Genomic DNA, 26498 nt, shown 5'->3' on the forward strand with positions numbered 1-26498 from the left:
CGGCTTGATCACGGCCAATCGGTGGGTGGTGGGTAACAGTCGTGTAGCACTGTTACCTTTTCACCGGGCTTGAAATACGTGCGCCCAGAGGATCGGGTACGTGATGACGGTCCAGGAGTATATTCAAGAGAACCGCTATGCGGACTCAATCCCGCGCCGGACGGCGGCGGTCCTGGGGAAGTTCGCAGTTGAGGGGTTTATTGTCGGGTTCTTCCTCTTGGTCGTCGCACTGTTCGTGACATGGCTCCTCGATCTTATTCAGTTTTCACCTGAGGGGGTGCCGACAGGTTGGCAAGCGCTCTGGGTCGGCTTTGTAACCCCTGGATTCCCGCTGTTTTGGTGTTACACGTCCGACGAGCCATAATTCAAAAACGCTGTCGGCGGTGAAACGAGTTCGTCGAGGACGTCGGCAGGGAGAACATGGAACACATCCACGAACTGGAGGACTGCGATTGTACCGCGACGTACCCAGACACTCGGCGAGAAATTCGGTGCGCGGCGATTGAGTTCGTTATCCAGTGCAGGAAGCCAAATTGCCGCCGCAATCGCGGCCTCAGGCACGATTGGTTCGATCCAGACTGCGGCGAGTGCGGCGAAACCGAGCAGCCAGGTTTGGGCGATCGTCAGCACGATCCCAACCGCGACGGCGAACGTCAGTCCATCGTTCTCGGCGAATCCCTGTTCGAATGCCTGAGATGCTTGCTCCTGGAGAGTTGAGTGGTTCGCTATGAAGATAGCCGACAGGACAATTTCGCCCACCAGGGCCAGGAGAACGTAGCCGGCGGCGTGTGGAGCGACGAGAAACGCCAGAAGGACCACCGGAAGCGAAAGGAATCCGTATACGACTGACCCGCGTGTGGCGTATAGAGACACCTCTCCCATCGCCTGCGCAATGATGACCGGAAGGGAGTGTTTCTCGCTCGTTGCCATAGCTGAGCGTTATCGGGCCGGACTAGTAAGTGTGTTCCCGGCGGTAGCGAGATTGGATCTTTGTGAATGGCGTCCCGACGCCAGTCTTCTCTCGGCACCTTTTATTGACTCACCGAATGCATCGCCTGACATGACGAGGGGAGACCGATTGGTCGCCGGCGGTCTGATGGTGTTCGGACTTGTGGCCGTCATCGGTGGCGGCGTTGGACTCATGGAAGGATTCACCACCATGCAGGCGATCGAAGCCGGCGGGACACTGGCGCAGGCGATCTCGATCGAGGAGTACAGCAGCGCACAGACGCAATTCAAGCTTGGCCTCGTTGCAGCGCTCAGTGGATTCGCGTTCATCCTCATTGGGGGCTTCGGCTGGGTCGGTGAGACGATCAAGGATCTCGCTCGCTCGGAGTAGCCAGCCAGTATCACGCGGTCGGCTGTGCTTCGCGACCAGACGGGTGCTTGTCGTCGAGCGCGTGCGGTACTGCGGGCGCGCGTGGGGTGGAGCCCTTGATCTCACTCGGCTTCGGACTCGTCCTCGTCGGGTGCCGTGGCAGTGGCGACCGCGCCCTCGATGCCCCGAAACAGGCCGTAGACTGCCAGGATCAGCCCCAGCACGAAGAGCGTGCCGAAGACCAGGAACTCGTCGAGGTAGGTGGCCGTCGTCGCGCCGTGGTACGTCAGCAGTGCAAAGACGATCCCGGTGACGACTTGCAGCGTGGGGAGGGCGTGGGACATGGCATCCTGTTCCCTGAGGATCGAAAAAGTTGGTTGTGCTTTGGCGACGTGTCGTGTGGTTACCGCTCGTGGGTGTCGGTCGGGCCGTTCCAGGTCGGATCGAGCTGGGTGTCGAGGGCGTCGTGGGGGAGGCCCTGCTCGGTGGCGAGGCGATCGGCGAGTGACTATCGGGCGTGAGTGGTTGGGGGATGAACCGCGGGTGCCCCGTCCTGTTATCAGAGATAGACAATTCGAGTAAAAGGTTATACGCCACGCCTACCACAGGTCGGGGACATGGGTCGAAAAAGACTATGCCCTGCTCAGATTCGTCGTCCCTCGATGGCACTCCCTTTGCTGGACCAAACACGGTTTAGCCATCGGAAAAGATGAGCGGAGAACCACTCGACGTAGATTTCGAGAAGCAAGACTCTGGTGCAGAGTTCAACGGTGACGTCCCGACGAAGCACATCTTCGAAGAGAACTACGACAACTATTACGAGACGTTCGTCCGAGAGGTACTCCAGAACGCTAACGACGCGGGATTGGACAACGACGACCCAGTCCGCGTACGATTCACCTTCGAGGTTCTCTCGGGTGATGAACTGGACGACTTCAAGGAGACGATAGATTGGGACGAACTGGAGAGACACTTCCGTGCCCTCATCGGTGAAGACCACATCCTTCGGCTCGACGAGTATCTCGATACACTCGAAGACACTGGCGAGATGCTCGTCCTCCGGATTGACGACTACAACACGATCGGTCTCGTAGGAGACGAAGACGCGCGGTCCGGAAAGACTCCCTATACATCACTCGTACGGGATTGGCAAGTGACGTACAAAGAAGGAACCAGTTCCGGTGGGAGCCACGGTGTCGGGAAGAGCGTGCTGTGGGCGTCGTCGGGCGTCTCGACAGCTCTGTTCAACTCGAGACCCGCCGACCCCTCCGGGGATCGAACATCCCCACGTCTAATCGGTCGGTCGATACTTCCAGATCACTATTTGGACAACGACGCCACCGACCACCATCACCACGGCAAGTCGTGGATCGGGAGAGAGTCGTCCGACAACGACGTTAGTCGTCCGACTTCTGTGTGGGGATCGGAAGCGGAGGAACTGGCGAGTCGTCTCGATATGGATCGACCAGACGAGGTCCCCGGGACGTCGATCCTCATTCCCGGTTTCTGTAGTCCAACGGGCAACATCCGTCCTGCAGTAGAAAACGTCATCCCGGAGTTCGTCCGCGCTGCGGCCCGGAACTTCTGGCCGGCGATCTACCGTGAACAGCTAGAGGTCGAAGTGCGGCGGGCGGGTGGGGACGAGTACGAGATTACGAACGAGTCGCTCGATCAGGTCCCCGAAGTCGCGCCATTTATCGCGTGCTACGAGGGACGAGAGGATCCAGTCGACGAGATATCCGATCCTGGGGACGTCGGTGTCACTACGATACCGATCGAGTTCACTCCGAAAGATCAGGACTCGGAAATCTCCGGAGAGGCGACCCTCTGCGCCCGGAAGAAAGACCCGAGTGACGACGCCGATCCAGAACACGATCTCACGAACCACACCGCCCTCTTCCGCGGAGCGGGGATGATAGTGGATTACGAATCAAAGTCCGAACCGGCAGTATACGGGGACGACTACCATGGAGTCCTCATCGCTGGAGAAGCCCGCCTGTGGGGGATACCGACGGTATCGACCCGGACCCAGATACCGAGTCTGCAGTCGACGAGTTCTTGACCGCGGCAGAACCCGCATCGCACGATCGCTGGGACTCCACTCCCATGCTGCGCAAGAAGTACAAATTGGGGTACGCGAAGACGGCACGTTCGCTCCAGGGAGAGGCGTTGAATCGGAAGCTGATAGAACTCGTCCAGAACGAGCGCGATATGGGTGGCCGCTTCGTGTCGTCTGTCGCCCAGCACCTCCCGGACTTCGATCAAGTCTCGACAAATATTCCCGAGGAAGGGGAGTCAGAGGACGATGATGACGACGAGACATCGTCGACACTAGAGGTAGACTGGCAGTGGGAGTTCGACGACAACAAGTGGATCTTCTCCGGGTGGGTCGAACCGACGGACGAACCAGAGGGTGAGTGGGGTGTCGAGATCTCGATCCCGAAGAAGGGCGAAGACGGTGCAACGACCGGATACGAGAACGTCGCAGACGTGAGCTCCACCACTGGCGGAACAATCGTGACTCAGCAGGAATCCCCCAGAGACGGGCGATCGGATCGGGTCGGGATCGTGCGAGCCGAAGCCGATGTCGACGGATTCGAATTCGAGTGTCAGTCCGAGCGACTCGAGTCCTTGGACCCGTTCTCGGGCCACGGCGGCGAGACGACCCTCGGACTCACTCGTTCCGACCCGGGAGGTGACGACTGATGCCCGTCCTCTACGAAGAGGCGTTTGGTGAGATCGACTTGGAACTGACAGAGTACGAATTCGACAACTCTGGATTGGGTGAATTCGATTCTCCTCGTCGGCCGTCACTGAAACAGTATACCGACTCCGGTTGGACCGAGATTACCCTGTCTGGAGAGATTACTCTCCCAGCGAGTACACTCGAGTTGTTCCCCAACGACGAGCGGGCGGATCCACCTGGTGAACTTCTCCTCGCGATCGACTGCCTAGACACCCACTATCGATTCGGGACCACAATCGAGGACAGTGATATCGAGGCCACGACCTACACGTTCGAGGAGACTCTATCTCGGGACTACGCCTACGGTGACGTAGAGCTGCGCCCGATCTTGGTCCGTACCGAGCCCTGTGACGAGGAGAAGTACGCTCAGTATCCGTACATGCGGATTGCCGACGGCCCGGAAGCAATCGTCTCGTTCGACGACGTGGAGACCGAAGGGTCGAATCTCATGGACGTACGGTTCGAGAGTTTCGAGAAGAGGGAAGTCGTCCCCGACCACAACCTCTACTACCTCGATAGGACCGACGTCAGTAGCCCCCGGGTGTGGGTCAACGAAGACTACGAACTCATCACCCGAGTCCTGGACCACGATGCACACACTGGGTGGGCTGCGGACATGCAGTCCGGTCTCGCCCCTTGGATCGCGAACAACGTCGTCTCCGAACTGGTGCTGTGGGCGATTCTCTGTGCCGAGGACGGAGAGTTCGACGCGGACTGGCAAGAGCCTCTACTAGAGAAGTACGGCCCCGATATCTACGAGGCCATGGACGCAGAAGAGCCCGAAGAACTACACGAGCAGTTGGCGGAGGGTGGAGACGAGGCCCACTATCTCGTCAACGTGGTCAACAAAGTCGTTCAAGACCAGGTCAGAGTGACACCCCCGTTGGAGGAGTTCATCGAGAACCAAGCGACCGACTACTTCTTGGAGGGGAGTTGAACGATGGCACGACTGTACGAACTCACAGTGAATGGACGAAAGGACGTCGACGACGAGTCGTTCCTCTTCGGAGGGGAAGACTACGACGAAGAGTGGGCAAGGAGACACCGGAAAGAGACAGAACTACGTGCCGACTTGGATCGCGTCGAAGAGAAGCTCGAAGAGGCGATGGACAAGTACGATCCCGAGGACGAGGAGACAGAAGGCATCGAGAAGATAGACCAGTTCGTAGCGCCGACGATTCACGACGCGATCAACATCACCCCACGCGAGGCCGCCCGAGAGGGGATCTGGCACTACCTCGCCGTCGTCGAATTTCCAGAATTCGTCCGCCATCGGTGGCCACCCGACGCAACACAACGAACCAGGCAATCGATGAAAGAGAAGTTTCTCGGTCGGCACCGAGACGTCTACTCGAATGCTTTCCACCGGCTCTGGTGGATTGCCGAGCTGACCCACAACTCGAACTTAGACGACGAGTACCGCCGTACCGTCGAAGCGCTGGAAACTCAGCGGTTGGCAAACACCATCTTCGACCGCGACTTCCACCGTTCACCCGAGGTCGTCCAAGCCTGTGTAGAGGCTCTCGCGGGAGAGTCCAACGACGTCATCGAACAGGTCACCTACCGTATCAACCACGGATTCTCGGCTGTCTCTCTCGAAGCGATGTCTCAGACAGAGATCCAGGACCGCGTGGAGACCATTCGCGACGAGATCGTCTATCGCGACTAGACGGACGAAGAGTTATCAGAAGGGGATCTTTGGGCTATCTCCGTACTCGTAAACTGTCAACTCGTCCGGGTACGTATCGAAGTCGTACGGAGATTCGTCCACGAAGAGAGCGGCCTCGATTCGGTCGTCCTCTAACAGTTCTCCGGAACTCGCGAAGAACTCTTTGCCCCCGCTCTCGTGGACGTGCAGTCCAGATACCGTCTCGAGTATTTGTTCGACTCCTTCGCGAACAGTCTTTTGACTTTTGGAGTACTTCACTTCGCCCAGCATCACTTTGTCGAGTTCTCTCGACTCGAGGTCTCTCCGAACGACTACGATATCCGGACGACGGTTGACCGTATCGGCTGTTCTCGCTCTCGATATCTCGTCGTAGAACGGCGCGAACGTTCGAACGAATCGTCGCTTCTGTGAGAAGAAGTCGGCGTTAGTTTCGTCCGTTTCGGGAGGTCTCGAATCACGATCGGAGGTCTGGAATCGAAGTCCTGCCGGGTTGTGGGAGTCGTGGAACAACGTGTACTCGTCATCCGAGGTGCTCCATTTCGCAACCACTCCACTCTGTGCCGATTGGCGAACGAGTTCGAGTCGCGGTGATGGTACCGATTCCAGAAGCTTGAACGCCCAGTAGAACTCGAAGAGTACCTCGGTGCCGTCGGAGTCGATCGAGGAACTCTCTGGTCCCGGAGTCAAGAAGAACTGTTTGAGAAGCCGCCGAGCCTCACTTGGATAGAGATCGTGTCTTTGGAGTCGGCGGTAGTACTGGAGTAACGTGGCCGCTTCCCTGTACAACTCCGATCGAGCCCTGGACACATTGTCGATATCTTCGAACGGAAGTCGTTCGTCTGGTTCGTCTATCTGATTCAGGTACGGATTTTCGTCCAACGTCTCTCTGAGGTGATGCGGGTACTGCTCTTGGTCTGTCCACGGAGCAGCCCACGCGTAGTCCGTGTCAGAGTCGACGATACCCCGGATCCGCTGTTCGACGATCTCGTCGATGACGTACAGTAACCGTTTCAGAACGCGGTTCTCGGGTAGATCGAACCGTTTCGTGGGTTCACCGTACGCGAAGACACGTTCGGCGTTACCCGGTCGTTTCCCTCTCGCGGCAATAGTTTCTCTCCAGTCTACCGGGCCTCGGATCAAATCTTCCGTAATCTCGATCGGGCGGCCCATCGTCGTCTTGAGTCGACGGATCCGATCGGGAAGTTCTTCGACGAAGGGGAGAACACCATTCACCTCTCTCCCGGTGTCGGTCTCGATCTTCCCTTGAGTGAGGACGAAGTACAGATCGAGCAACTCGTCGAGGTCTTCGATTTTCAACGAGGGGGTGGCCTTCTCCACGAACGAGTCGACACGTATCCCCTCCGCGACGTACGTGTTGAACAATTCTGCGACGTCGCGGACGAGAGTCTCTCTATCGGTCTTTTCAAGCCCGTTCCCCTCGGATTCGGTCGACATCGATCACGCTCCGAACCGATCGAAGTCGTTGCTCGTCAAGTCGAAGTACTCCCGCCCGAACTCCAACAGCTCTGATCTGTCGAGATCCGGATCCTCAAGCTCGATCAACTCCTCTAAGAGTGCGACTTGATCCCGAGTCGGGAGTCCTTCGAACTGCGGAAGTACGTACATGGTGACGGCACCTGTGAAATCCCCGTCGGTCGCCTGAACGAACTGCAGGACGTCTTTGGCGATCGCAGGTCCGATGTCTCGGGAATCGCCCTCGTTCACACGTCTCCACAGCTTCGCGACATCACGGTAGTAGCTGCCCGAATCTTCGATCTCGTCCCAGGCATCAACGTAGCGCTGGACGAGGCCGATATCGATCTCGCTCGGATCGGGTGCCGGGACTGTCACGAACGCGAAGCGACGCATGAACGCGAAACTGAGATCGTAGAGTGACGTCTTGTCGTACGTATTCATCGTCGCGAGTAACCTCCAATCGTCCGGAATGACGTACCTATTCTCGGTCGCATCCGCGGTCGACGCACCCGTCGAACCGTCGACGACGACACGCGATTCGTTCTCGTGTTCGAACGGGAGTGTCACCGTTCCTCCAGTCAACGCCGTGAAGAGAGATCCGAACGCCTTGTCGATGTCGCAGCGGTTGATCTCGTCGATGACCAGCCACTGACTCGACGCCGAAGTGTCCCCACCTTCGAACGTCTCTACGAAGATACCTGGTGTGAACTCTAACTCGCCACTCGCGCCGGGTCGATATCCGCCGATCGTGTCGAACGTGGACCAGTCTGCGGTTGCTGTGACTGTCCGGTGTCCTCCAGGGCAACTCGCCGAAGCGACTGCCTCCGCCAGTTCTGTCTTCCCAGTGCCCGGAGGGCCCGTGAATATGACGTGTTTTCCCGTCCGAAGGGCGGAGAGAACCCGTCCGACGAGAGTCTCCGTATCCGGGAACACGATGTTGTCCAAGTCGACTTCGTCGACTGCGGCTGGAATTTCGGGAGACGGTCGTTCTCGAGTCGTCTCGTCCGCCGATCCGAGGTGATCCTTCAGTTCCGACTCAGTCAGCGAACCAGTATACAGTAACTCTCGAACCACATCCTCGAACGTGTTCCCGTCCAATCGGGCGAAGGCGTGACCAGCGATCCCGTCGCTCACATCGACGGTCGTCCACTCTTCGCTCACGGGGAGCCAGACGACCGAGACCTGGTGTTCGTGGGCATCGTTCTCTTCACGGATCTTCGATGGGTGCTTAGCGTTGTAAGGAGCGACTACACGTCCGATTCCGTACACCCGCGATTCACCACCGTAGCGGTGTTTAGCTACGACGATGTCGTCTTTCCTCAATTCCTCTTGAAAGAGATACGCTTGATACTCGCCATATTGGTGACTCGACTCGTCGTATCGAGAGACCTCTTCGATCCGCTCTTCTCGAGACTCGTATCCTACACTTTCGACTAGTGAGTGACCGAGCGATGCGATCGAACGGTCGCTCCAAACCTCCCAGAGGTCTGCTCCCTCACCTGGTGTGATCTGCCAGAGATCACGGTCTCCCAATGCTTCCATCACGTCTGCAGTATCGGGTTGAACTTCACGGGCCGTTCCGTCGTCTTCGATTAGAATTCGGGTGCCCCGCTCCTCCAGTTGTCGCGATAGTTTCGCCGCATCGTCGTCACTCAGATCGTAATAGATATCGTCGTTAGAGAGGCGGTCGAGACCCTCTAGCTCGCCGGTATCGATACGATACACTGGATCCTCGAATTCGAACCGGGCTTGATTGGGGAAGTCGTACTGGTGACCCTCCAATGCCCCGGGAACCAGGGTTTGGAGACCGTCCGTCTGGGCTTCGAAGGGTCCGAAGATGACGCCAGCCTCGAAATCGTGGAGAAAGAGCGAATCTCCACTTTGTACGTCGTGATCCCCCATCCGATCTCCCCCTCCTACCAACTGTCTACGTAAGCACTCCTGTCGCGTCTGCCCGTCACAGTGGAACTTCCACGCGTTCGTCATTGCTCCACCCTGGCAGGGCTCGACAATTAACAGTTGTCGTCGTTTCTTGACTCTCGACAGAGGTGGGTGAAAACTTCAGTACCAATCCAAGAATCAGTCGTTCTTCACCGTAGCCCCGACCGGAGACGACTCGGCATCAACGTGGTCGAAGATCGCTTTGCCGATGTACTCTGCCAGCCGTGGCGGAACGGCGTTCCCAATCAACCGCCCGACGTTCTTCACGCCCACGTCGTCGAAATCGTCGTAGAACTCGTAGTCCGGTGGGAAAGTCTGCAAGAGTGCCCCCTCGAGAAGCGAGAGCGCACGATCCTGATCCGTATCGTAGTGGCCGAAGCGACCACTCCCGTAGTTGTAGAATTGGGTCGTGATCGTCGGTGCCGGCTCGTCAGGTCGCATGCGACTGTACGGTGCCTTGTACGACCGTCCGCTGTCGCGCGTGTGACAGTCGGCGAGTAGGTGGTCTAATCCTTTCTCTTCCCAGCGAGTCCAATCCCCGCCAGGGACCATGTTCCGGATCCGTTCGAGATTCAGGTCGGAGAGGCTCCGTGCCCGGTGGAGATCGTTCTCCGGATGAGTCTCTCCCGCTTCGACCGGTGGAAGGTGATCGATTGCCTCCTTGACGGTGGGATACTCGGACTCGTCCGTGTAGGGTGGATCCGGGAGGCGAATTGGACCTTCACGGGACGCGAGGAGGACCCATCGTTTGCGCTTCTGTGGAATCCCATACTCCGGAGCGTACACCTTCCGGTTCTTGGGATCGTTGAGGAAGTACCCCATCTCTTCGATCGACTCTTCGAACGCCTGATAAGTGTCGTCGTTACGGACTTGCAGGACGTTCTCCGTGACGACGACGTCCGGTTCGACGTCCTCTACGATCCTCTTGAACTTGGTGAGTAATCCCCACTTCCCGTGGTCCGATGCACCGTCTTGTTCCGCGTGGTTCATCGTCGAGTACGGCTGGCACGGTGCACAGGCCGCCAATATCGTCAGGTCGGCGTCCCACGGGTACATTCGATGGATGGGCTCGGGATTTTGCGCCAACGGCTCGACGTCCGTCAATCGGAAGGTAGAGTCCGTGTTCGTGTTGTAGGGATACGCACTGTGTTGGTCGATATCGAGACCGCGTACGACGTCGATGCCGGCTTGCTCGAGGCCGTACGTCAGCCCACCGGCACCGCTGAACATATCGACCGCGTAGGCTTCCATGACAGCATCATCGGGAGTCTCTGTGTAAAACTTTTCCAGCGAGGCTCGTCGACAGACGTGACCCGGTGCGAGGTAATCGGCAATTCTAAGGGCCGCCCATCGTTCGTACGTTGGTATGTGCGACAGGTTCCGTACTCTCCGGATAGAAGACGTCTCTTCCCCCTCTCCCGAGTCGTCTACACCTCTCAACGGCGGACGAACAGATCGCTCGCCGGCTGCCCGAGAAGAGACACGACCATGATGGAGCGAGGAGTTCACGATGTCGACGATGCCGGGTGGTTCTTCTTCAGCGGTGGCCCCGGTGCCCCCAGATACGGGGGCGATCCCACGAAGCACGCCGTCGATCACGATACCGAAACCTTCGTTCGGGAAGTCCTCCAGAACGCGAACGACCAGGCACTCGACGACGACCCGGTGAAGGTGACGTTCGACCTCCTCACGCTCTCTGGTGCCGACAAAGCGGCGTTCCTCGACGCCCTTCAGTGGAACGACGGTCTCGGGGACCACATCCAAGCTGTCGCGAGCTCCGACAACGGTCGCAGCTACGAGGATCTCTCGAAGCGTCTCGACGATCCCGAGTCGGAACTCCGACTGCTGGTCGTCGAAGACGAGAACACGACCGGGTTGACGGGGCAGTGGGACGAAGACTCGAACTTCGCGGCACTCGTCAGAGACGAACTCTACAGCAGTAAACGCGACGACCGAGCTGGCGGCTCGTACGGTCTCGGTAAGTCCGTCTTGTGGACGTTCTCCGGTGCTTCTACCGTCGTGTTCAACTCGCGACTGGCAGAGGCAGAACACGAAACGGGTGCTAGACGACGGTTGATCGGCAGGACGAAGCTCCCGACCCACCGTCTCGACGACGAGAACTCGAGCTATCAGGGTGCAGGTTGGTTGTGTCGGCCGACGGAGGGAGATAACGGCACGCGCCCCGAAGCAATCTGGGACGATCGTGCAGCTCGTCTCGCGGAGCGCCTCCTACTCGACCGGCCGAATACGCCCGGAACGAGCATCATGGTCGTCGACTATCGAGATCCGACTCGCGACGAGCGTCGCGAGTTGGAAGAGTTGGCCGACGAGTTCGTCGAAGCCGCGGTGAAGTACTTCTGGCCCGCGATCCACCGCGGCGACCTCGAAGTCGACGTCAAGATGAACGGTGAAGAACGGGTAGCGGACGTACGTGATGTTCCATCGATTCGGCCGTTCCTCGAGTGTTTCGAGTCACGGGACGCGGACGATACGACGTTAGATGCACCAGGAGACGTCGCAGGGTTGGATGTTCCACTGTCTGTTCCACCTCGGTGGGACGGTGAAGAGACACCAGACGGAGAGGTCCGACTGGCAGCTCGACGTGCCTCGCCCGCCGACGACGATACACTCCTCAACCGGGTCGCACTGTTCAGAGGTGCGGGAATGGTCGTGAAGTACCTCGACCAATCGCGCGTGGCCTATGGAGACCGTAACTTCCACGCAATCTTGGCCTGTGGTGAAGCCAAGACTGATCACGGGTCGACGCCTGGTGATCGAGAAGTCGAACGGTTCCTCCGGTACGCCGAGCCCCCCGAACACGATGACTGGCAATCGACAGAAAATCTGCGTGAACAGTACCAACGTGGATATCGGAAGGCTCTCGACGAGATGTTCGACACCGTCCGTGACGGACTCAGACACCTCGTCGCGAAGACGGGCGGACAAACGAGGAATCTCACTGAACGAGTACGGGATCGATTCCCCATCCACGGAGGGAGAGCACGATCGCGGCCGGCCCCTTCGCCGTCGACAGTCTTCGATATGTCTAGCGACTCGGCGTTCGACGGAGATCGCTGGCGCTTCTCCGGGCACGTCGAACCAGTCGAAGACGAGTTCGAAGGCTGGACGGCGGAAATCTCTCTCACCGGTGTCGGAGAAGACGGTGCCCGATACGACGACGTCCCGATCGCGAGTGTCCGTTCCGAACACCCAGACGTGACGACCGACTGTGAAGATGGGGTCGCCAGGATCGTCGCCGGGCCGGACGCCGACGCCGTCAGGTTCGACGGTGAGTCCGAACGGTTCGTAGAAGGCGGTGTGCGGAGTGGCGAGATCGGTGAGACACAACTCGAAATTCGAGCAGAACTCGAGACGGGAGGGAGCTGACGAATGCCACGAGAGACACAGCGCCACCGGAGTACGATCTACCCGTTCCGGTATCGAGACGAGGGCCTACAGTTCGACGTCGAACACTACAGCATGAACGGTGGGGGTGTCGAAGCGTTGGATCTGCCAGCTGGCCAGAATACGATTGACGTCGATCCAGAGTCACCGTCGAAGACGAGTCTCGCCGACGAACCTTGGGAGAGGGTCACTGTCTTCGGGTCTGTCGAAGTCTCCGGAGACGTCCTTGATTATCTGTTCCCACCCGACGAACAGGATGCGCCGCCGGCGAAGCTCTACGTCGCGATCCGCTGCCACGACACGATCTACCGAGACAGTGAAATCATTGAAGACCCACTGACCGAACCCGGCGAGTACGAGGTGACGATTCGACTCGACTGGGACGACTTCCGGGGTCGTGTCGAACTCCGTCCGTACTTGGTCCGAACGACCGACCGGACTGGAGACGATCAATACGCGAGCACACGAAACACCAAAGTCGCGAGTGGGGACCGGTACGAAGTCGTCGTCGATCGATGGGTCGACGACAGTCCGCCGATGATAGACGGTGAAGAGGCGCGGTTCTCGAAGAGTGATCACCTCCCCGAAGGGGAGAAGTTGTACTACCTCGACTTCCGAGACGAGACACGTCCGAAACTGTGGATCAACGCCGACCACCCACGTATCGCCGACGTGTTACGGAGCGAGGGATCGGTCGGCGCGGAACCCCGATTGCGTGACGTCGTGCTGGATCAGATTAGTTACGGCGTCTGGTCGCAGTTGATCCTCAGAGCGGCCGGTGCGATCACCCGGAGTGGCGATGTCGAGTACGAGTGGCAAGAGACAGTCCTGGAAGCCTTCGCACTCGACTTGTACGACGTGGACGACATCGAAGACGCGAAGCAACTGCTCCGTGAAGACGTTCGGGACCCCGAAGAGTTGGGCCACCTCGCCTCACAGATCGACACGGAACTACAGGAGTTCATTGAGCCGCGATCACAACTCATCAACCTCATGGAGGAGGGACTACGGATCTGAGATGACCCGAGAAGACACACTCAAAAGGCTGGACGAGGCGGGACGGCGGCTCGTCGGCGAATCGTTCCTCAGGGGTGACGTCGAGTTAGATCCAGACGAAGTGGCCGAGTTCGTTTCACCCCTCCCGAACGAACCGACGGGAGACTTAGAGCGCCTTGATCGAGCAGTCGCCGACGTCGTCTCGTCGCACGAGCGGTACGAAACGGACATGGACGGCGAACTCGCCGAAGAGGTACACCGGTCCCTGGACGTGACTCGACGTGTGGCTGGCGATCCCGGACTCTGGCACTGGCTTGCCGTCGTGAAGTACCCCGAGTTCGTGCGTCACCGGTGGAAGTTCACGTCCGAGGCGGCGATGCGCGAGAAGTTCCTCGGTGCCGGTTCGGACCTCTACTCGAACGCGTTACACCGCCTCTGGTGGATCGCCGAACTGACGCACGACGGAGACGACTACTCGCTTACGCGAACCGTCTTCGACAACCAGACGATGGTGAACAAGGTGTTCGATCGCTGGTTCGCCCGGTACCAACCCGCCGTCGTCGCGATCTGTGACGAACTCTCCGACGAGCCATCGTGGGTTATCGACGAGACGACCCGCCGGTTCAACCACGCACTCACCAACATTCAACTCGAAGGAGTCTCTGAAGTAGAGGCCCGAGAGTTAGTCCGTCAGATCGTCGACGACGTCCGATAACACCACACGGCAGCGAATCATTCACTGTCTGTAGATCGGTAGTAGTCACAGTACTCGGCGGCGAAGCAATCTGTGCATCCCGGATCCCGCTTCTGGCAGCGTATCGCACCGAAATCGAGGAGAGCCAAGTTGTAGCGGCGTGCCTCCGAACCGTTCGTCGAGAGTAACTCGTCTGCGAACGCCCGGCGTTCCGTCTGGCCGTCCGGAAACGCACTTCCGAAGATCCGGTCGTAGACGCGGACGACGTTGCGGTCGACGATCGGGTGTGGGCGCTCACACGCGAAACAGAGTGTCGCGTCCGCGACGTACGGGCCGACACGCGGGAGCGACGTCAGCTCGTCTCGTTCCTCTGGTAATGACTCGTACCGCTCGGCAATCTCGACCAGCGCCTCCGTGCGCATCCGCTGGAACCCGAGCGGTTCGATCGTCGACTCGATCCGTTCGGGATCGGCGTCGTCCAAGCTATCCAGTGTCGGAAACCGATCCAAGAACGTCGGATAGACATCGGCGACGTTGTCGGCGGGCGTCTGTGTGAGGAAGAACTCGGCGACGAACACCTCGTACAGCGAGCGATCTTCGTCGCGCCACGGATACTCGCGACTGTTGTCGTCGAACCACGAGAGTAAGTTCTGGCGAAACCGATCCGCCATCTCGATCGGAGGGTTCGTCACACAGGAACCTGGCCTGGAATACACATCAAACTCCCGCCGAGACGATAGTCGCCTGTTGTGTTCAAGGTGACTGGACTTCTCGATTGATGGATGCCGTACAGTGATTCGTAGGACAGAGGAGAGAGGCGACGAGAATTTATCTCCCCGGGAAGTCAGTCTAACCCAGATGAGAAACTCGCCCCTCGTTCGTGCCGTGACGAATTCTCCTGCCACGAGGAGGACGGCTGGACAGTTCCGAGGGAGACGCTCTACTCGTTCTGAGGTGATCGTGCATGTCGAGTGAACTCGAGGGAAGCGAGGACGTCCCGAAGATTCTGCACGTGTTCGCTGACTACGGTACCGAAAGCGAGATTCTCTCCTGGTACGGTGACGTCGTCAGGATCGGTATCGATGCGAGAGATCTCAACGATAGCGAGCCGATCACCGCCGACGCACACGTCCTCAAAGAAGACGATAACGAAGATGAGGATGAGGATGAGGACAGGGGCCTCCCGATCAAAGACGACGTCATATTCGATCTAGGTGTGTTCCATCCCGTCTGTTCGAAGTGGGCTGCGACAACGAGTATATCGGGAGATCCTGACGATCACGTGAATATGATCCCGTCGGCCCGCTATCTCGCCGACAAATACACCGATCACTACGTGATCGAGAATGTCCCCAAAGCACCACTGCGGGATCCGGTCGTCCTCAATGGAAAGATGTTCGGTCTTCCAATCGAGTACGAGCGAGCCTTCGAGACGAACTTTCACGTCCCGCAGCCACCACAGTACAAGCGTTTCTGGGGTCGCGGGGAAGACGAGAGTGAGACCGCTGAGACGTCGTCGTTCTTCTTCACCGAGCGCTCTCGGAAATGGTGGGCCTCCGTCAAGGGATACCTGCCCGGCGACTATCCGAAACAGCACTTGGCCAAGAACACGATCCCGGCACCGTACTTTCACCACATTCTCCGCGCCTGGTTGCGTTTGTACGAAGACGAGAACGGTATCGACTACTCGGACTACGACGAGCGGATGGAAGTGCGACGTCGAGTGGAGGCAAACCGGACTTTGGGGGAGTACGGCTCAGAATCGGTATAGTCCTTCATCCTAGCTGAGGTGAAATAGAATATCAGTTCCTCAGGACTTCCGTTGATCACATCTTTGTCTGTCCGGTATCGCGGGTGAGTATAACCCTTCTGGCGTCGCATTATTCTCCACCGAAAGCTTATGGTATATAATTTTACATTCATTCTAGTCTTTTCGTCAACCTCTGGCGCTCACATCCCGCGATCGCGAGTACAGACAGTACTGCCGGTGCATTCTTTCGCGCCTTGAGTATACGTTTGAGCGTCGTACGGGCGCTGTAGGATCAAGCACGTCTACGCCCACACACCACGGGTAAGGCCTCATTCGCAAGCATCGACGGTGTAAGGTATTGGAAGCCCGGCCTCCATGGTGGACCGAATCTTCGCTACATGCCGAGCTGATATAGCGTGAATCTGTAAGTTGGAGTCTTCTGAATATAGAGGATGAATCAGATCGATGGGTCGTATTATTTCACTACGTCCATATTGAATCACTCTGTTAGGCCCTTGAGAACTGATCAGAACATCAAAGAGAGTGAAAATCAAACAAATATTCCACACTCGCCCGTGTCCGCCTCACCCAAGGGAAGTAGAGGGGTTCAAATCCCCGAAGGGGATGGGCTCAACGCCCAGCAGGCAGAGAAGGCACTACTGAACTTGTGCAATGTGGCGATCACGGGGAGTGTTGAGGAGGTATCCGTATACATCACGAAACAAGTAATGAACAAAATTGCGTCGAAACTGGAACAGAAGTACAGCATCAAATCAACAGCGGCCGAGTGGGGAGAAAAGGTCGTTAGTCGGGCGAAAGCTCGAATTCCCCACACCCCCTTTCTCTGCCGGCAACCCGATTAGTGAGACGTCTGTAGTCTCTGAAAAGAAATCGCATTTCTTATCTCACACGCCCGCGACCACGTGGTACCCGGCCCCGCGTGGCCGTGCTTCCCGTAGCCGCAGACGCGCGAGTACAAGCGCGTATAATACGTCGGGCGGGCACGAGCGCGTCGTGAGTGTACATTCGAGCGTCCAGGCATCGTGTGGGCCAATTGCGGGAGCGAGCACGCCAGGGTCCGCACTGCGCAGATTTACACAAGGTCGTTCCTGTCGGTGGGTTTAACGGAGAGGCGTGAGACACGCCGATCCATGGTCAATACCGACAAATGGGAGAATTATCTCGGAATGCTCGCCGGAATGTTTCTAATGGGGATCGGTGCATATCTGTTCCTGGACGGAGACACGACCATGCGAATGGTTGAAGCCGGTGGGATCATCAGCCAAGCCGTTGCTGAGTCGCAATACGAGCAGGCTGCAGACTTCTACCTGTACGGCGGGATCATGGTAATTGGCGGCTTCGGAGCTGTAGTTGCGAGTGGATTCAACTACTTGGCAGAAGTACTTCGAGAAATTAGTGGTGGGAATTAGACGCCCGCGACCACGTGATAGCCTGTGCCACGCGGCCCCCCTCGCGCTGGTACAGGCGGGCGGTGGCGATCGCGCGTAGTACTCCGGGCTGCACCGTCCACATTGTGAGTGTGGCTTTGAGGGCCCATGTGTCGAGTGGGCCCGCGCCGAGCGCGAGCCCGTCCACGCCTGCACAGCGCGGGCGTCGGCAGGCTTTTTGCGCTCGGCGCTGGTTGCCCGGCGTAGAGGATCGGCGGACCACTCCGGCGAGGACGAGAAGACGGATTTGACCCGCAAGCGACTGATCGAGTACTACAAGGAGCACGAGCTGACGGTTGGCGAGATCGCGGCCGCAACCGGATATAAAGAAGATCCATCCTGTAATCTACACTTCTTGATCATTCTCCTCAAGAAGTTCTACAAGACTCATGTCTTCGTCGTCTTCAAGATCCTCAATAAACTCCAAATCCATATCATTCACATCCTTGGTCGACATAAGTTCATCATCCCACTGATTGATTTCCTGTAGGAAGGATCGGCCATGGGTTAGGATACTGTGGCGACTTTCAGATTCAAGAAACTCAATTACAACATCATCAATGTCGTCAGGGAGTAGTTGTTCATCTTCAGACGCGACATGATAATGGAAATCTAGAACCTCTTCGTACCAATTATGCGATTCTGAGTGGTCTCGGTAGAAATCCTTTGACCGGTCGATCAAGGGCTGGAGGTGTTTTGCGTCAACACTGGCCAGATCACTTAACAGAAGTGCGAAATTCTCCGGGTAATTCATTCCCCGAGATTCGTCCTCCAAAATCTGGTCTAACTCATCATTGAGGATGGTCGCTAACTCCTCTGGACGGGAACGGTAGATCTCCACAAAAGCCTGTCTCCATCCCTCCGGTGACGAGGGGTATCGACCTAACATAAATTTGGAAAGCTTATCGACAATTTCTGAAAGATCCGAATCTGGATCACAACCTTCCTTTTCTAAATAGATCGGTGCATGTCCGATTTTCCGATATCCTACATCAGCAACAGCTTTGAGTTGCCAGCTAGCATCTAAACCTGCTTGTTCAGAGAACTCTTTTAATCGAACATCGACATCGTCTCCGATGAGATCGGGGCGTGAATATCCGATTGACGTTAAGGCATATACAAGCCAGGCTTGACGATCATCTTGCTCTTCAAGCAACTTCTGAATCTTTGGCACCGAATTTGCGACAAGGGCAGGACGTTGATAGCCGATCGTCCCGAGTGCTTTTGCACATTCTTTGGCCACCTCCCAATCGGTACTTCTTTTGTACTCTTTCCGGTCCAAATTTTGAATTAGAATGTCAATCGCAGTTTCAGCAATCTCAGGAGAAACTTCATGGAGGTATCCAGGTCCAACTGGGGCGGTGACAAATCGATGTTGATCAAGGTCCTCTTCCATACTGGAAGAAGGCATTGGATCTACCCCACCCCATTGGGGTAGTTTTCGGTCATTGGGCCTTGCACTTAGAAAATACGCCAACGAGAGAGCGGCTTCTTTTGCAGGGTGAACGCGGTTTTCGTTGACTTGTTGGGAGAGGGCCGAGACGACGTCATTCAAATCACAGGCCCTCCTGCAAAGAATGATATTTTGGCGGAGAACTACTGCTGCATTAGCACCGATTTTGTACTCCTCATGGTTCAAACATTCACCAATAGCATCAATGAGAATTTCTCGAAGCGGATTGATTTCGTGTTGTCTGTTGATGGCCCACTGTTTCTCTCGAAAATCGTCAAAGAGTGTGGCTGGCTCGGACGAATCAAGTAAAGCCTCAGCCAGCGGAACGAATTCTTTCTGGTAGATATAGGCAACTCCAGTTGACATGGATTGTGTGAATGACAGTTGTAGATTCAGGTAGCCAATAAAAATTCGGGGCCGGACAATCAGATGAATGAATCCAATTAGTCTCGGGACGAATAGATTTTCTCATCACACTCTAACATTCGCCAAAGGGAAACGATCCATCAAAACAACAATCATAATCACAATACAGCCAGAAGTAATAGAATATATGACTTCAAATACAGATGTTCCATCTCCACCTAAAGGCCACGAGCAACCAGTTGCGTATCAAACCAGTCTTTGGAAACGAGCCATCTTAGTCATTTGCTTTTTCTCTATTTCAGTCGTAATCTACTCCCCACCGATCAGAAATATCCTTCTGGCTGATCAAATAACGTTGTTGAAGGCGGTCGTATCAAATCCGCTTGAGGTTATTCTTGGCGGGTCTGTAATGGCAGTATTAACCGTAATACCACACGAGTATTCTCATAAATTCGTGGCAAGTTCGTTGGGATATCCTGCTCAAGTGAATTGGAAACCACTTCAAAAATTGAATGAGCCTTACAACTTCATTCCAGGGAACTGGATTGATGCTAAAGAGTACAACATAATCCTACTATCTCCGCTCCTTATTGTGAACGTTATTGCATCTGCACTAGTGATCGCAGAGATCGCACCGCTTGTTAACTATATCGCAACGGCAATGCTGGTATTTAATACAGCAATGTCCAGTGATGATATTTGGATGGTGCTTACCGACATAGCGAATTCAGATTCTGCCAAGATTGCCCACCAAATCGAGGATGGTTCATTGGTCGTTTATCGTTCTTCAAGATTTTCATGATCCCGGAAAATCAGTATCCTCTTCTTCGAATCTATGCAGCGGAACGACTTTTATAATTACCGCCAAAATACTGGATCATGCCGGATTATCTTGTCAGTTCTCTCAAGCGACTGTACGATGATTGCTCGCGAGCCATTGATGAAAACAATGCCAGGGCAGTTGGTGGTGCGATCATTGATAGATATAATGAGATTTTAGACGAAATTCAAGAAGAGTATTCTGATAATCGGCGAATACAGGAACTTGAAGCAGTCCAACGTACCGGAGCAACTTTTGGAGGGGGCCCTCCCAGAGCCCGAGCGAATGATCTACAAGACGTGAAATTCAGGTCGGCCGCAATTGCGGATGCACTTGAGTTGGAACTTGAGGACTTCGAAAGGGTTGCCGACACAGAGACAATCCCAATTATCCAACTTCAACAGAGCGTAGAGCAGAATCAGAGTCAGCAGCAAGCTCAACAGCAGAGAGTCACTATTGAGCAGTTGTACGATGACTTAGATAGTCGGATGGGCCCGGAAGATGAGATAGAGCAACTTCGGGAGTTGGTTGAAGAATTAGAAGATCAGCTCAATAGTGAAAATCCTGATACCGTGGAGATTCGCGATTTGATAGAGACCGCTAAGAGTTATAGCACACAATTAGGCATGAAAATGGCTATGCTTGCGTTAGAGAGAGGGATCGATATTTTAGGAGATATTGGAGCCAACTAAAATCTTCTATCGCAGATTATGTCGAATGGGTTTCCTTGATTCACCACGACGTTCCGAATCTCTCTTCGGCAGAATAACTCTGAACAGTCTCGATGGGTGAAGAATGCAGTCAAGCTGTTCACACGCCCGCGACCACGTGATAGCCCGTGCCGCGCGGCCGCGCTTCCCGTAGGCGCAACCGCGCGATCACAAGCGCGTATAATACGTCGGGCGGGCACGTGCTCGTCGCGAGCGTGCATTCGAGCGTCCAGGCGTCGTGCGGGCCTACACCGGGCGCGAGTGCGTCCACACCCGCGCATCGCGGGTGGGCCTCGATCGCGTCGGCGGCCGCCTGGACGCGCTCGCGCTGCTCGACGGTGCAACTCATCGATCGGTCAGCTCCTCGTCGGGGAAGGCCTCGCGGATCAAGCCGATGATGCCCTTGCCGTACCGGCGGCGCTCCCACCCGACACGCCCCTCGACGAAGGCCATCCACTCGTCGACGGAACGGGTGGCGATCGCCTCACGATGGGTGCGCTCGTCGCCGTCGATCACGTGAATCGTCTCGTCGAGCGTGCGGTAGACGTGTGAGCGGCCGTCGGCGTCAGTGCCCAGCGGGATGTAATTGTCGCGCGGATCGGTGCCTCTACGACTCGAAGACTTTTGCCGGTGGAAGTTCGTTGTCGACATGGGTTCTTGGTTGGTTCTTGGAACCCGGCCCGCCTGTTCCAGCAGGCGGGCGATCCTACGTCACGAATCGCCCCGAGAGGCCGGTGTTCCTACCAGATAGTCATAGCTGGGAGTACTTAGTGTTTGCGCCATATACTGCAAAAGTGCAATTGAGTTTAGCCGTGATAGAAGTTCCGACCTTTCTCCGTAGCCGAGTAGTAACCCTTCGTTCCGTCTGTTTTCGTAACGTGCCCCTCCCCACGTAACTCGGATAGGTAATTATCCACGCTCCGGCGCTCAAACGTCGCTCCCCGCTGTTTTAGATTGTGGAAGATAACAGCGGGCGGGAGGTCCAGACCCGACTCAACGAGGAGTCCGAGGACCATGCGTTTCCGCTCCTCTTTGCCCATATTACCTCCATCGGTGGCCAACTGTAAATTTGTCCCGGAGCGTACAGGTTTGGTAAGTTCAGTGCATTCCCGCTCTGTCCGTTCCATAGTTACACCATACGTTGCAAACTTTTTAGTAGTTGCGCAAAGGTGCGCTAGTTAGGAACGGCTTACCCCCGCCTGGCTGACGCCCAAGTTGGAAAACGAGGACCCGGCCGCCCAGGCCGGGGGTGGTCGCTCCGCACGACCCACTATGACACCCGACACGGACGCGGTAAAAGACAGGTCGCATCGATCGCGCAACCACTTCCGCCCGACGACGACCGGCCGACCCCCCACCCGCATGCGGGGGTGGTCGGCGATCAGTTTCACTTTCAGTCCGCCCAAGAACTACGGCCTTTACGTCCCCCATCGTCAGTCTCGGCCGTCAATGTCGAGTCAGGTGCCCGACGACAGTGAGGATGGACGACGGACGATCGATTTGAACGACGAGACCGACCGCTGGCGCTACACATGCCCGAACGGGCATCGGCAGTGGGAGCCGACGAATCACCACTTTTGGTGTGCCTCGTGTGCCCGCCAGCGCGGCCAGGAGGCGACCTTTCACGCGCTACACGACCGCAAGACCGATCAGGAGTTAGAGCGCATCGAAGTCCGGCTGGTCGACGGGATCGGTCCCTACGACGGCGATCTCGATCGGAAGGTGGTCGCCGATGACTGATCTGGCTTGCCCGTGGTGTCACGAGCCCGCGCGAGACGCCGCCGGGCCGATGTTCGTCTGCGATGCCGAGTGTCCCGTGTCGTCGTTCACGCGCGAGGAGGTGCCGAGCGTATGAGCGACGACGATCCGGCGTTCGAGTTCGAGGCGAAGATCCAGCGCGGGAACGGGACCGACGACCGCGACACGTTCAAAGCGTCGGTGAGCGCGGAGACGATCGACGAACTCGACTCGAAGGTTGCCGACATGCGCCGGAAGATCGAAGACTGGGCCGTCGATTTCCGGCAGATTCAGCCCGCCGATGCGCGACGGGTGCCCGAGGACCAAGCGACGCTTGAGGAGGGATCGGCATGAGCCAGCGCGCACTCCAGCGCGGAGAGATCGCGATCGCGCCGGGTCGCTGTGCCTGCGGTCGCCAGGCAGCCGGGTACGACGCCATGCGGGAGGCCCCGGTCTGTCCCGTGTGTGCGCGCTCGCTTGGGGGTGACGTCGATGGGTGACGCCGTCGCGGAACTCCTCGACAAGATCGCCGACACGTGGGACCAGGACGACCCGCGCGTGTTGCTGTTCGAGGACGAAAACCGGAGTTGTGTCGCCGACGTCGACGGGGAGCTACGATTACTGTCGAGCGGGCTCGTCTACGCCCGCCGCCTCGAAGAGACAGACGTCCGCGTGGCCGCCGATCGGCACGGCATCCCCGAAGTGGTCCCGCTGTCGGCGGAGCGCCACCGCTTCGAGAAACGGCACTTCGAGGACGTCGCCGACGTGGAGGAGGGGGCCGTCGCATGACCTGTCCCAACTGCGGTAGCACCCGCATTCGCCCGGAAGCCGGCTGTGCGTTCTGCCCCGACTGTGGGTACAGCGAGTGTGGAGGTGGGCACGCGTGATCGACACCGCAACCCCCAACCCGCATGCGGGGGGTGGTCGCCCATGAGCCAGGCCGGCTCCACAGAGGCCGACATTCCCGACGCCGAGGAAGCCGCCCTCGAAGAACTGTACGACCTACGTGAGGAACTCAAGCTCGTCGCCGAAGCGGACGTCGCGTACGCGAAGTACGCCGAAAACGGGCTCGAACGCCTGCGAGAGGCCGGCTACGATGTCTGAGTCAGTCGATCAACTCGCTCCGGATCGAGACGTCGTCGCCCAGCCGGGATTCGATCGTCATGATCGCGTCGGCCAGCTCCGCGTCGACGTCGCGAACGGCCTCCATGGCCTCCCGGCGCTGGGTCTCGGCTTTCTCGACGGCGGCCTGGGAGAGGGCTTGCCCACACCACACACAGCCGTCTTTCTCCCGGGGCGTCTTTTGCTCACAGCGCGGACAGACCACCGGACCGACGGGATCGGGCTCGTCGCGGTCGACGTCGAGGCCGTGGGCGCGGGCAATCTCGCGCTCGTTGGCGTCGTCGAAGACCGAGATATACCGGGCGGCGACGTCGCTGCCACGCGTCCAGCCGTGGTGTTCTTCGAGGTGGGCCTGACTGACGCCCTGGCTGGCCAGGAAACTCGCCGAGGACTTGCGGAAGTTGGTGGGCGTGACCGGCTTTGTGACGCCAGCCCGATCGGCGACGTCTTTCAATGCATCGCGGACGCGGTTGTTCGAGATCGCCTCCGGCGACGTGAGTTTGCACCACAGCGGATCGTCGTCGTCGCCGGGATGATCGTCGAGCCAGCGGCGGACGTAGGGGACCGACGGGACCAACACGGGCGAGCGCCGGCCGTTCTTGCCGTCCAGGGTGACCTGGAGACCGTAGTCGTGGTCCGTGATCGCCCCCGGTTTCAGGTCGAACAACTCCCCCGGGCGCGGGCCCAGGTCCCACGCGAGGGCGACGAGGGCGCGATCGCGGGAGTTGAGGCAGGCATCGAGCATCGGCTGGATGTCCTCGTCCCAGCCGAGCATCTCGGTCGGATCCGGGGCGGGATCGTAGTTGCTCGGGTAGCCACCGGGCACCCAGGCGACGCTGTCGGGATAGTCGTCGCCGTCGGTGAGGATCCGGCCGATCGTGCGGAGCGTGACCCGGTAGTCCTTGTTGGTCTCGGGACTGCCAGTCTGTTCGGCGTTGATCCAGCGGACGATCGCCTCGGCGGCCTCGCGATCGTCCATGGCGTCGGCGAGCCCGCCGACGGATTTCGCGATGTTGAGGCCGCGCATCAGGAGGAACTCGTGGCGATGCTCAGAGAACTTACTCGCACCCATCAGACGGATTTGATCGGAGAGATCGAGCAACAGCGTCCGGTCGGCCTCGCTGATATCGTACTCGCGGGCCTGGAGTCGAGACCGCATCGTCTCGATCGAGGCCGCGGGGTCGTCGGTCATATCGACAACCGAACGGCCGTCGGGTATGTAAAGGTCGGGTATGGAGCCCTCCCCGGGCATACTTTATCCGTGGCTCGCGTCGGCGAGCCACTGCTCTGAGAATGCGTTGTGGCGGGCGGAGAATCCTCTGAGGGAGAGACATATTCGGGTTCTCGTCGTTCGGTAGCCCTCCCCGGGCACTCTTCTGTAACCTCGTCTATCCACGAAGAAGGGATGGTCAGCGTTTCGAGATTGTTCCCAGACTCACGCCGCTTCGCGGACACCACGCTATCGATAGCCATCGCACAACGAGAGTGAGAACGACCAGCGAGGGCCACGTACTTCGGCTCCTTGAGAGAATAGAGACCGTTCCAGCGATCACAAGTCCGAACCCGACAACGCCGGTCAGTGACCCGATGTCGGCCGCCCCCCTGTACGCGAAGCCATCGATTGCAGCGACGAGAGGCTGAACAGACTCTCTCACGGCGGCGCTAGTGATCCTCCCGGTTGGGCCATCTTATTCAGAACGTGACTGTCTGGTCGGCGTACGTGTGCTAACTTGTCTCGGAAATATTTCGAAACTTTCATGTACTGGGGTAAATAACGATTTCGTGGCCGCGAGCTACAGGTTGTCCACCCATAGTCCACAACAGACACCCTGTGTCTGCGGCCCTTTTGATACCTCACACCCGCTACGGTAGCGTCTCGCGTTCGTGATCGCAGTCGGCAACGTAACAGATACAGCGAACGAAAAGTCCGCCTGAAGTAGCGTGGGTGCCGGCCAGCGACTAAGCGGGCATCGAGGGGCTACGCCAGTCCAGGGTTTCGAGTTGCGATCCGTGATCTACACGAGCCGGTCGTCGTGAGTATCGTCGTTCGACGACCGGTCGGCGAGGGGGAACGCGATCGCAGTTAGAATGTCCCCATGCGTCCGCTTGTCTCTCCGTCGACGAATTTCTCGACGACGAACGGTTCGGATTTTGTCCCGCCCATCCCGGGCGACCCCGGTGGCATCCCTGGGAGTGCGATTCCGTCGATCGCCGGCGACTCTTCGAGAAGCGTCGCGATGGCTGGTACAGGGACGTGTCCCTCCACGGCGTAGTCTCCGAGGAGAGTCGTATGGCAGCTTTCGACCTCCGCGGGTACACCGTGGTCACGCTTGATCGCGGCGATGTCTGCGGGCACCGTATCGGTGACGTCACCGGTGATGTTCTTACGGAGGTACGATGCGTACTGTTCACAGCAGCTACAACCGGGTGAATTGTACTGCTTGACGCCACTCACCGACAGTGGTGTCTCGCTGGCCCGATCGTCGGCTCTCACTGTGTCGTCCCCGCTTGGCGATCCCAGGCACCCGGCAACGCCGAGTGCTACGGCGCTACCACCCGCTGTGAGAAACTGCCGTCGAGTCTGTGTCGGTCTCATCGGTTTCGTGTAGCGGAGATGCAGTCTAATACGCACCGCTTGTCCTCACAATCTGGGAACAAGAATCCAAAGACGGCGTGGGGTTCGAACCTGCTTCTCCAAAGAGTGATCGACATAAACGGGCCGTGAGAGCGCGGTGATTTCGCGACCTCGTGTGGGTCGGTAGCCGGAGTTGTCGGCACGTCTCAGCGTGTGGGTCGCGTGACGGCCGACGGTACGTGCGCCCAAGTCCACCCACCCTGGGATGGGCT

Annotated in this window: 30 protein-coding genes; 19 read left to right on the forward strand and 11 right to left on the reverse strand. The window is 57.7% G+C overall.

Features of this window, described 5'->3' with window-relative positions; translation table 11 throughout:
- Window positions 1-103 precede the first annotated feature (103 nt).
- Complete coding sequence (locus Hrd1104_RS00095) at window positions 104-364, forward strand: hypothetical protein (protein WP_154550832.1); 261 nt, start codon at window positions 104-106, stop codon at window positions 362-364.
- Here the strand turns inward: Hrd1104_RS00095 and Hrd1104_RS00100 are convergent.
- Window positions 343-930 (reverse strand): hypothetical protein, encoded by a 588-nt coding sequence (locus Hrd1104_RS00100; protein WP_154550833.1) that lies wholly within the window; start codon window positions 928-930, stop codon window positions 343-345. The genes Hrd1104_RS00095 and Hrd1104_RS00100 overlap by 22 nt on opposite strands.
- A gap of 130 nt (window positions 931-1060) precedes the next feature.
- Between Hrd1104_RS00100 and Hrd1104_RS00105 the strand changes: the two genes are divergently transcribed.
- Window positions 1061-1339, forward strand: coding sequence for a hypothetical protein (locus Hrd1104_RS00105; protein WP_154550834.1), 279 nt, complete (start codon window positions 1061-1063; stop codon window positions 1337-1339).
- Window positions 1340-1440: 101 nt separating this feature from the next.
- On the opposite strand, the gene Hrd1104_RS00110 is transcribed toward Hrd1104_RS00105, so the two are convergent.
- Complete coding sequence (locus Hrd1104_RS00110; RefSeq protein WP_154550835.1) at window positions 1441-1662, reverse strand: hypothetical protein; 222 nt, start codon at window positions 1660-1662, stop codon at window positions 1441-1443.
- 365 nt (window positions 1663-2027) lie between these two features.
- Here Hrd1104_RS00110 and Hrd1104_RS00115 point away from each other — a divergent pair, with 365 nt between their 5' ends.
- From Hrd1104_RS00115 to Hrd1104_RS00130, 4 genes are read left to right on the forward strand one after another with little or no spacing between them, the layout of a single operon-like run.
- Complete coding sequence (locus tag Hrd1104_RS00115) at window positions 2028-3380, forward strand: hypothetical protein (RefSeq protein WP_154550836.1); 1353 nt, start codon at window positions 2028-2030, stop codon at window positions 3378-3380.
- A gap of 44 nt (window positions 3381-3424) precedes the next feature.
- A complete protein-coding gene (locus Hrd1104_RS00120) occupies window positions 3425-4024 on the forward strand; it encodes a hypothetical protein (RefSeq protein WP_154550837.1) in 600 nt (199 codons plus the stop codon).
- Entirely contained in the window at window positions 4024-5001 is a 978-nt protein-coding gene (locus Hrd1104_RS00125; RefSeq protein WP_154550838.1) for a hypothetical protein, read from the forward strand. Before Hrd1104_RS00120 ends, Hrd1104_RS00125 begins: the two co-directional genes overlap by 1 nt.
- A 3-nt stretch (window positions 5002-5004) precedes the next feature.
- Window positions 5005-5733, forward strand: a complete 729-nt coding sequence (locus Hrd1104_RS00130) for a DUF6339 family protein (RefSeq protein WP_154550839.1) — start codon at window positions 5005-5007, stop codon at window positions 5731-5733.
- Window positions 5734-5748: 15 nt separating this feature from the next.
- Here Hrd1104_RS00130 and Hrd1104_RS00135 read toward each other — a convergent pair whose 3' ends face one another.
- The 3 genes from Hrd1104_RS00135 to Hrd1104_RS00145 form a co-directional block, all read right to left on the reverse strand.
- Window positions 5749-7188 carry a hypothetical protein gene (locus Hrd1104_RS00135; protein WP_154550840.1) on the reverse strand — a complete coding sequence of 480 codons (1440 nt, stop codon included), beginning with the start codon at window positions 7186-7188 and terminating at the stop codon, window positions 5749-5751.
- A 3-nt stretch (window positions 7189-7191) separates the two neighbouring features.
- Window positions 7192-9111, reverse strand: coding sequence for an AAA family ATPase (locus Hrd1104_RS00140; protein WP_229770493.1), 1920 nt, complete (start codon window positions 9109-9111; stop codon window positions 7192-7194).
- 177 nt (window positions 9112-9288) lie between these two features.
- A complete protein-coding gene (locus tag Hrd1104_RS00145; protein WP_154550842.1) occupies window positions 9289-10401 on the reverse strand; it encodes a DNA cytosine methyltransferase in 1113 nt (370 codons plus the stop codon).
- Window positions 10402-10641: 240 nt separating this feature from the next.
- On the opposite strand from Hrd1104_RS00145, the gene Hrd1104_RS00150 reads away from it, so the two are divergent.
- Genes Hrd1104_RS00150 through Hrd1104_RS00160 form a run of 3 tightly spaced genes read left to right on the forward strand, consistent with a single transcriptional unit; the run spans window position 10642 to window position 14266 of the window.
- Window positions 10642-12537 (forward strand): hypothetical protein, encoded by a 1896-nt coding sequence (locus Hrd1104_RS00150; protein ID WP_154553158.1) that lies wholly within the window; start codon window positions 10642-10644, stop codon window positions 12535-12537.
- A 3-nt stretch (window positions 12538-12540) separates the two neighbouring features.
- A complete protein-coding gene (locus tag Hrd1104_RS00155; protein ID WP_154550843.1) occupies window positions 12541-13572 on the forward strand; it encodes a hypothetical protein in 1032 nt (343 codons plus the stop codon).
- A 1-nt stretch (window position 13573) separates the two neighbouring features.
- Complete coding sequence (locus Hrd1104_RS00160; protein ID WP_154550844.1) at window positions 13574-14266, forward strand: DUF6339 family protein; 693 nt, start codon at window positions 13574-13576, stop codon at window positions 14264-14266.
- 17 nt (window positions 14267-14283) lie between these two features.
- Here the strand turns inward: Hrd1104_RS00160 and Hrd1104_RS00165 are convergent, their stop codons facing one another.
- Window positions 14284-14937 carry a hypothetical protein gene (locus Hrd1104_RS00165; protein ID WP_229770494.1) on the reverse strand — a complete coding sequence of 218 codons (654 nt, stop codon included), beginning with the start codon at window positions 14935-14937 and terminating at the stop codon, window positions 14284-14286.
- Window positions 14938-15209: 272 nt separating this feature from the next.
- On the opposite strand from Hrd1104_RS00165, the gene Hrd1104_RS00170 reads away from it, so the two are divergent.
- The 3 genes from Hrd1104_RS00170 (at window position 15210) to Hrd1104_RS00180 (ending at window position 17425) form a co-directional block, all read left to right on the forward strand.
- Window positions 15210-16016 (forward strand): hypothetical protein, encoded by an 807-nt coding sequence (locus Hrd1104_RS00170; protein WP_154550845.1) that lies wholly within the window; start codon window positions 15210-15212, stop codon window positions 16014-16016.
- Window positions 16017-16447: 431 nt separating this feature from the next.
- Entirely contained in the window at window positions 16448-16858 is a 411-nt protein-coding gene (locus tag Hrd1104_RS00175; protein ID WP_154550846.1) for a hypothetical protein, read from the forward strand.
- Between the two features lie 288 nt (window positions 16859-17146).
- Window positions 17147-17425 (forward strand): hypothetical protein, encoded by a 279-nt coding sequence (locus Hrd1104_RS00180; protein ID WP_154550847.1) that lies wholly within the window; start codon window positions 17147-17149, stop codon window positions 17423-17425.
- A 364-nt stretch (window positions 17426-17789) separates the two neighbouring features.
- Here the strand turns inward: Hrd1104_RS00180 and Hrd1104_RS00185 are convergent, their stop codons facing one another.
- Window positions 17790-19262: a hypothetical protein gene (locus Hrd1104_RS00185; RefSeq protein ID WP_154550848.1), complete on the reverse strand. Its 1473-nt coding sequence runs from the start codon at window positions 19260-19262 to the stop codon at window positions 17790-17792.
- A 67-nt stretch (window positions 19263-19329) separates the two neighbouring features.
- Here Hrd1104_RS00185 and Hrd1104_RS00190 point away from each other — a divergent pair, with 67 nt between their 5' ends.
- Together Hrd1104_RS00190 and Hrd1104_RS00195 are read left to right on the forward strand one after the other, a co-directional pair.
- Window positions 19330-20064, forward strand: a complete 735-nt coding sequence (locus Hrd1104_RS00190) for a DUF3267 domain-containing protein (RefSeq protein ID WP_154550849.1) — start codon at window positions 19330-19332, stop codon at window positions 20062-20064.
- A 77-nt stretch (window positions 20065-20141) separates the two neighbouring features.
- Entirely contained in the window at window positions 20142-20774 is a 633-nt protein-coding gene (locus Hrd1104_RS00195) for a hypothetical protein (RefSeq protein ID WP_154550850.1), read from the forward strand.
- Window positions 20775-20892: 118 nt separating this feature from the next.
- On the opposite strand, the gene Hrd1104_RS00200 is transcribed toward Hrd1104_RS00195, so the two are convergent.
- Window positions 20893-21141 carry a hypothetical protein gene (locus tag Hrd1104_RS00200; protein WP_154550851.1) on the reverse strand — a complete coding sequence of 83 codons (249 nt, stop codon included), beginning with the start codon at window positions 21139-21141 and terminating at the stop codon, window positions 20893-20895.
- The gene (locus tag Hrd1104_RS00205; protein ID WP_154550852.1) at window positions 21138-21443 is read right to left on the reverse strand and encodes a hypothetical protein; all 306 of its coding nucleotides are present in this window, start codon (window positions 21441-21443) and stop codon (window positions 21138-21140) included. The genes Hrd1104_RS00200 and Hrd1104_RS00205 overlap by 4 nt, the downstream gene beginning before the upstream one ends.
- A 798-nt stretch (window positions 21444-22241) precedes the next feature.
- Between Hrd1104_RS00205 and Hrd1104_RS00210 the strand changes: the two genes are divergently transcribed.
- The 5 genes from Hrd1104_RS00210 to Hrd1104_RS00230 all read left to right on the forward strand — a co-directional run bounded on the left by Hrd1104_RS00210 (window position 22242) and on the right by Hrd1104_RS00230 (window position 23633).
- Window positions 22242-22532, forward strand: a complete 291-nt coding sequence (locus Hrd1104_RS00210; protein WP_154550853.1) for a hypothetical protein — start codon at window positions 22242-22244, stop codon at window positions 22530-22532.
- Window positions 22533-22643: 111 nt separating this feature from the next.
- A complete protein-coding gene (locus Hrd1104_RS00215) occupies window positions 22644-22883 on the forward strand; it encodes a hypothetical protein (RefSeq protein ID WP_154550854.1) in 240 nt (79 codons plus the stop codon).
- Window positions 22880-23029 carry a hypothetical protein gene (locus Hrd1104_RS00220; protein ID WP_154550855.1) on the forward strand — a complete coding sequence of 50 codons (150 nt, stop codon included), beginning with the start codon at window positions 22880-22882 and terminating at the stop codon, window positions 23027-23029. Before Hrd1104_RS00215 ends, Hrd1104_RS00220 begins: the two co-directional genes overlap by 4 nt.
- On the forward strand, window positions 23022-23318 hold the full coding sequence (locus Hrd1104_RS00225; RefSeq protein WP_154550856.1) for a hypothetical protein: 297 nt from the start codon (window positions 23022-23024) through the stop codon (window positions 23316-23318). Before Hrd1104_RS00220 ends, Hrd1104_RS00225 begins: the two co-directional genes overlap by 8 nt.
- A gap of 141 nt (window positions 23319-23459) precedes the next feature.
- Window positions 23460-23633, forward strand: a complete 174-nt coding sequence (locus Hrd1104_RS00230) for a hypothetical protein (RefSeq protein WP_154550857.1) — start codon at window positions 23460-23462, stop codon at window positions 23631-23633.
- 1 nt (window position 23634) lies between these two features.
- On the opposite strand, the gene Hrd1104_RS00235 is transcribed toward Hrd1104_RS00230, so the two are convergent.
- Window positions 23635-24843 carry a tyrosine-type recombinase/integrase gene (locus tag Hrd1104_RS00235; RefSeq protein ID WP_154550858.1) on the reverse strand — a complete coding sequence of 403 codons (1209 nt, stop codon included), beginning with the start codon at window positions 24841-24843 and terminating at the stop codon, window positions 23635-23637.
- A gap of 891 nt (window positions 24844-25734) precedes the next feature.
- Window positions 25735-26145, reverse strand: coding sequence for a DUF411 domain-containing protein (locus Hrd1104_RS00240; protein WP_229770495.1), 411 nt, complete (start codon window positions 26143-26145; stop codon window positions 25735-25737).
- Window positions 26146-26498 lie beyond the last annotated feature (353 nt).

Origin of the sequence: Halorhabdus sp. CBA1104 (assembly GCF_009690625.1) — an archaeon.
Lineage (GTDB): Archaea > Halobacteriota > Halobacteria > Halobacteriales > Haloarculaceae > Halorhabdus.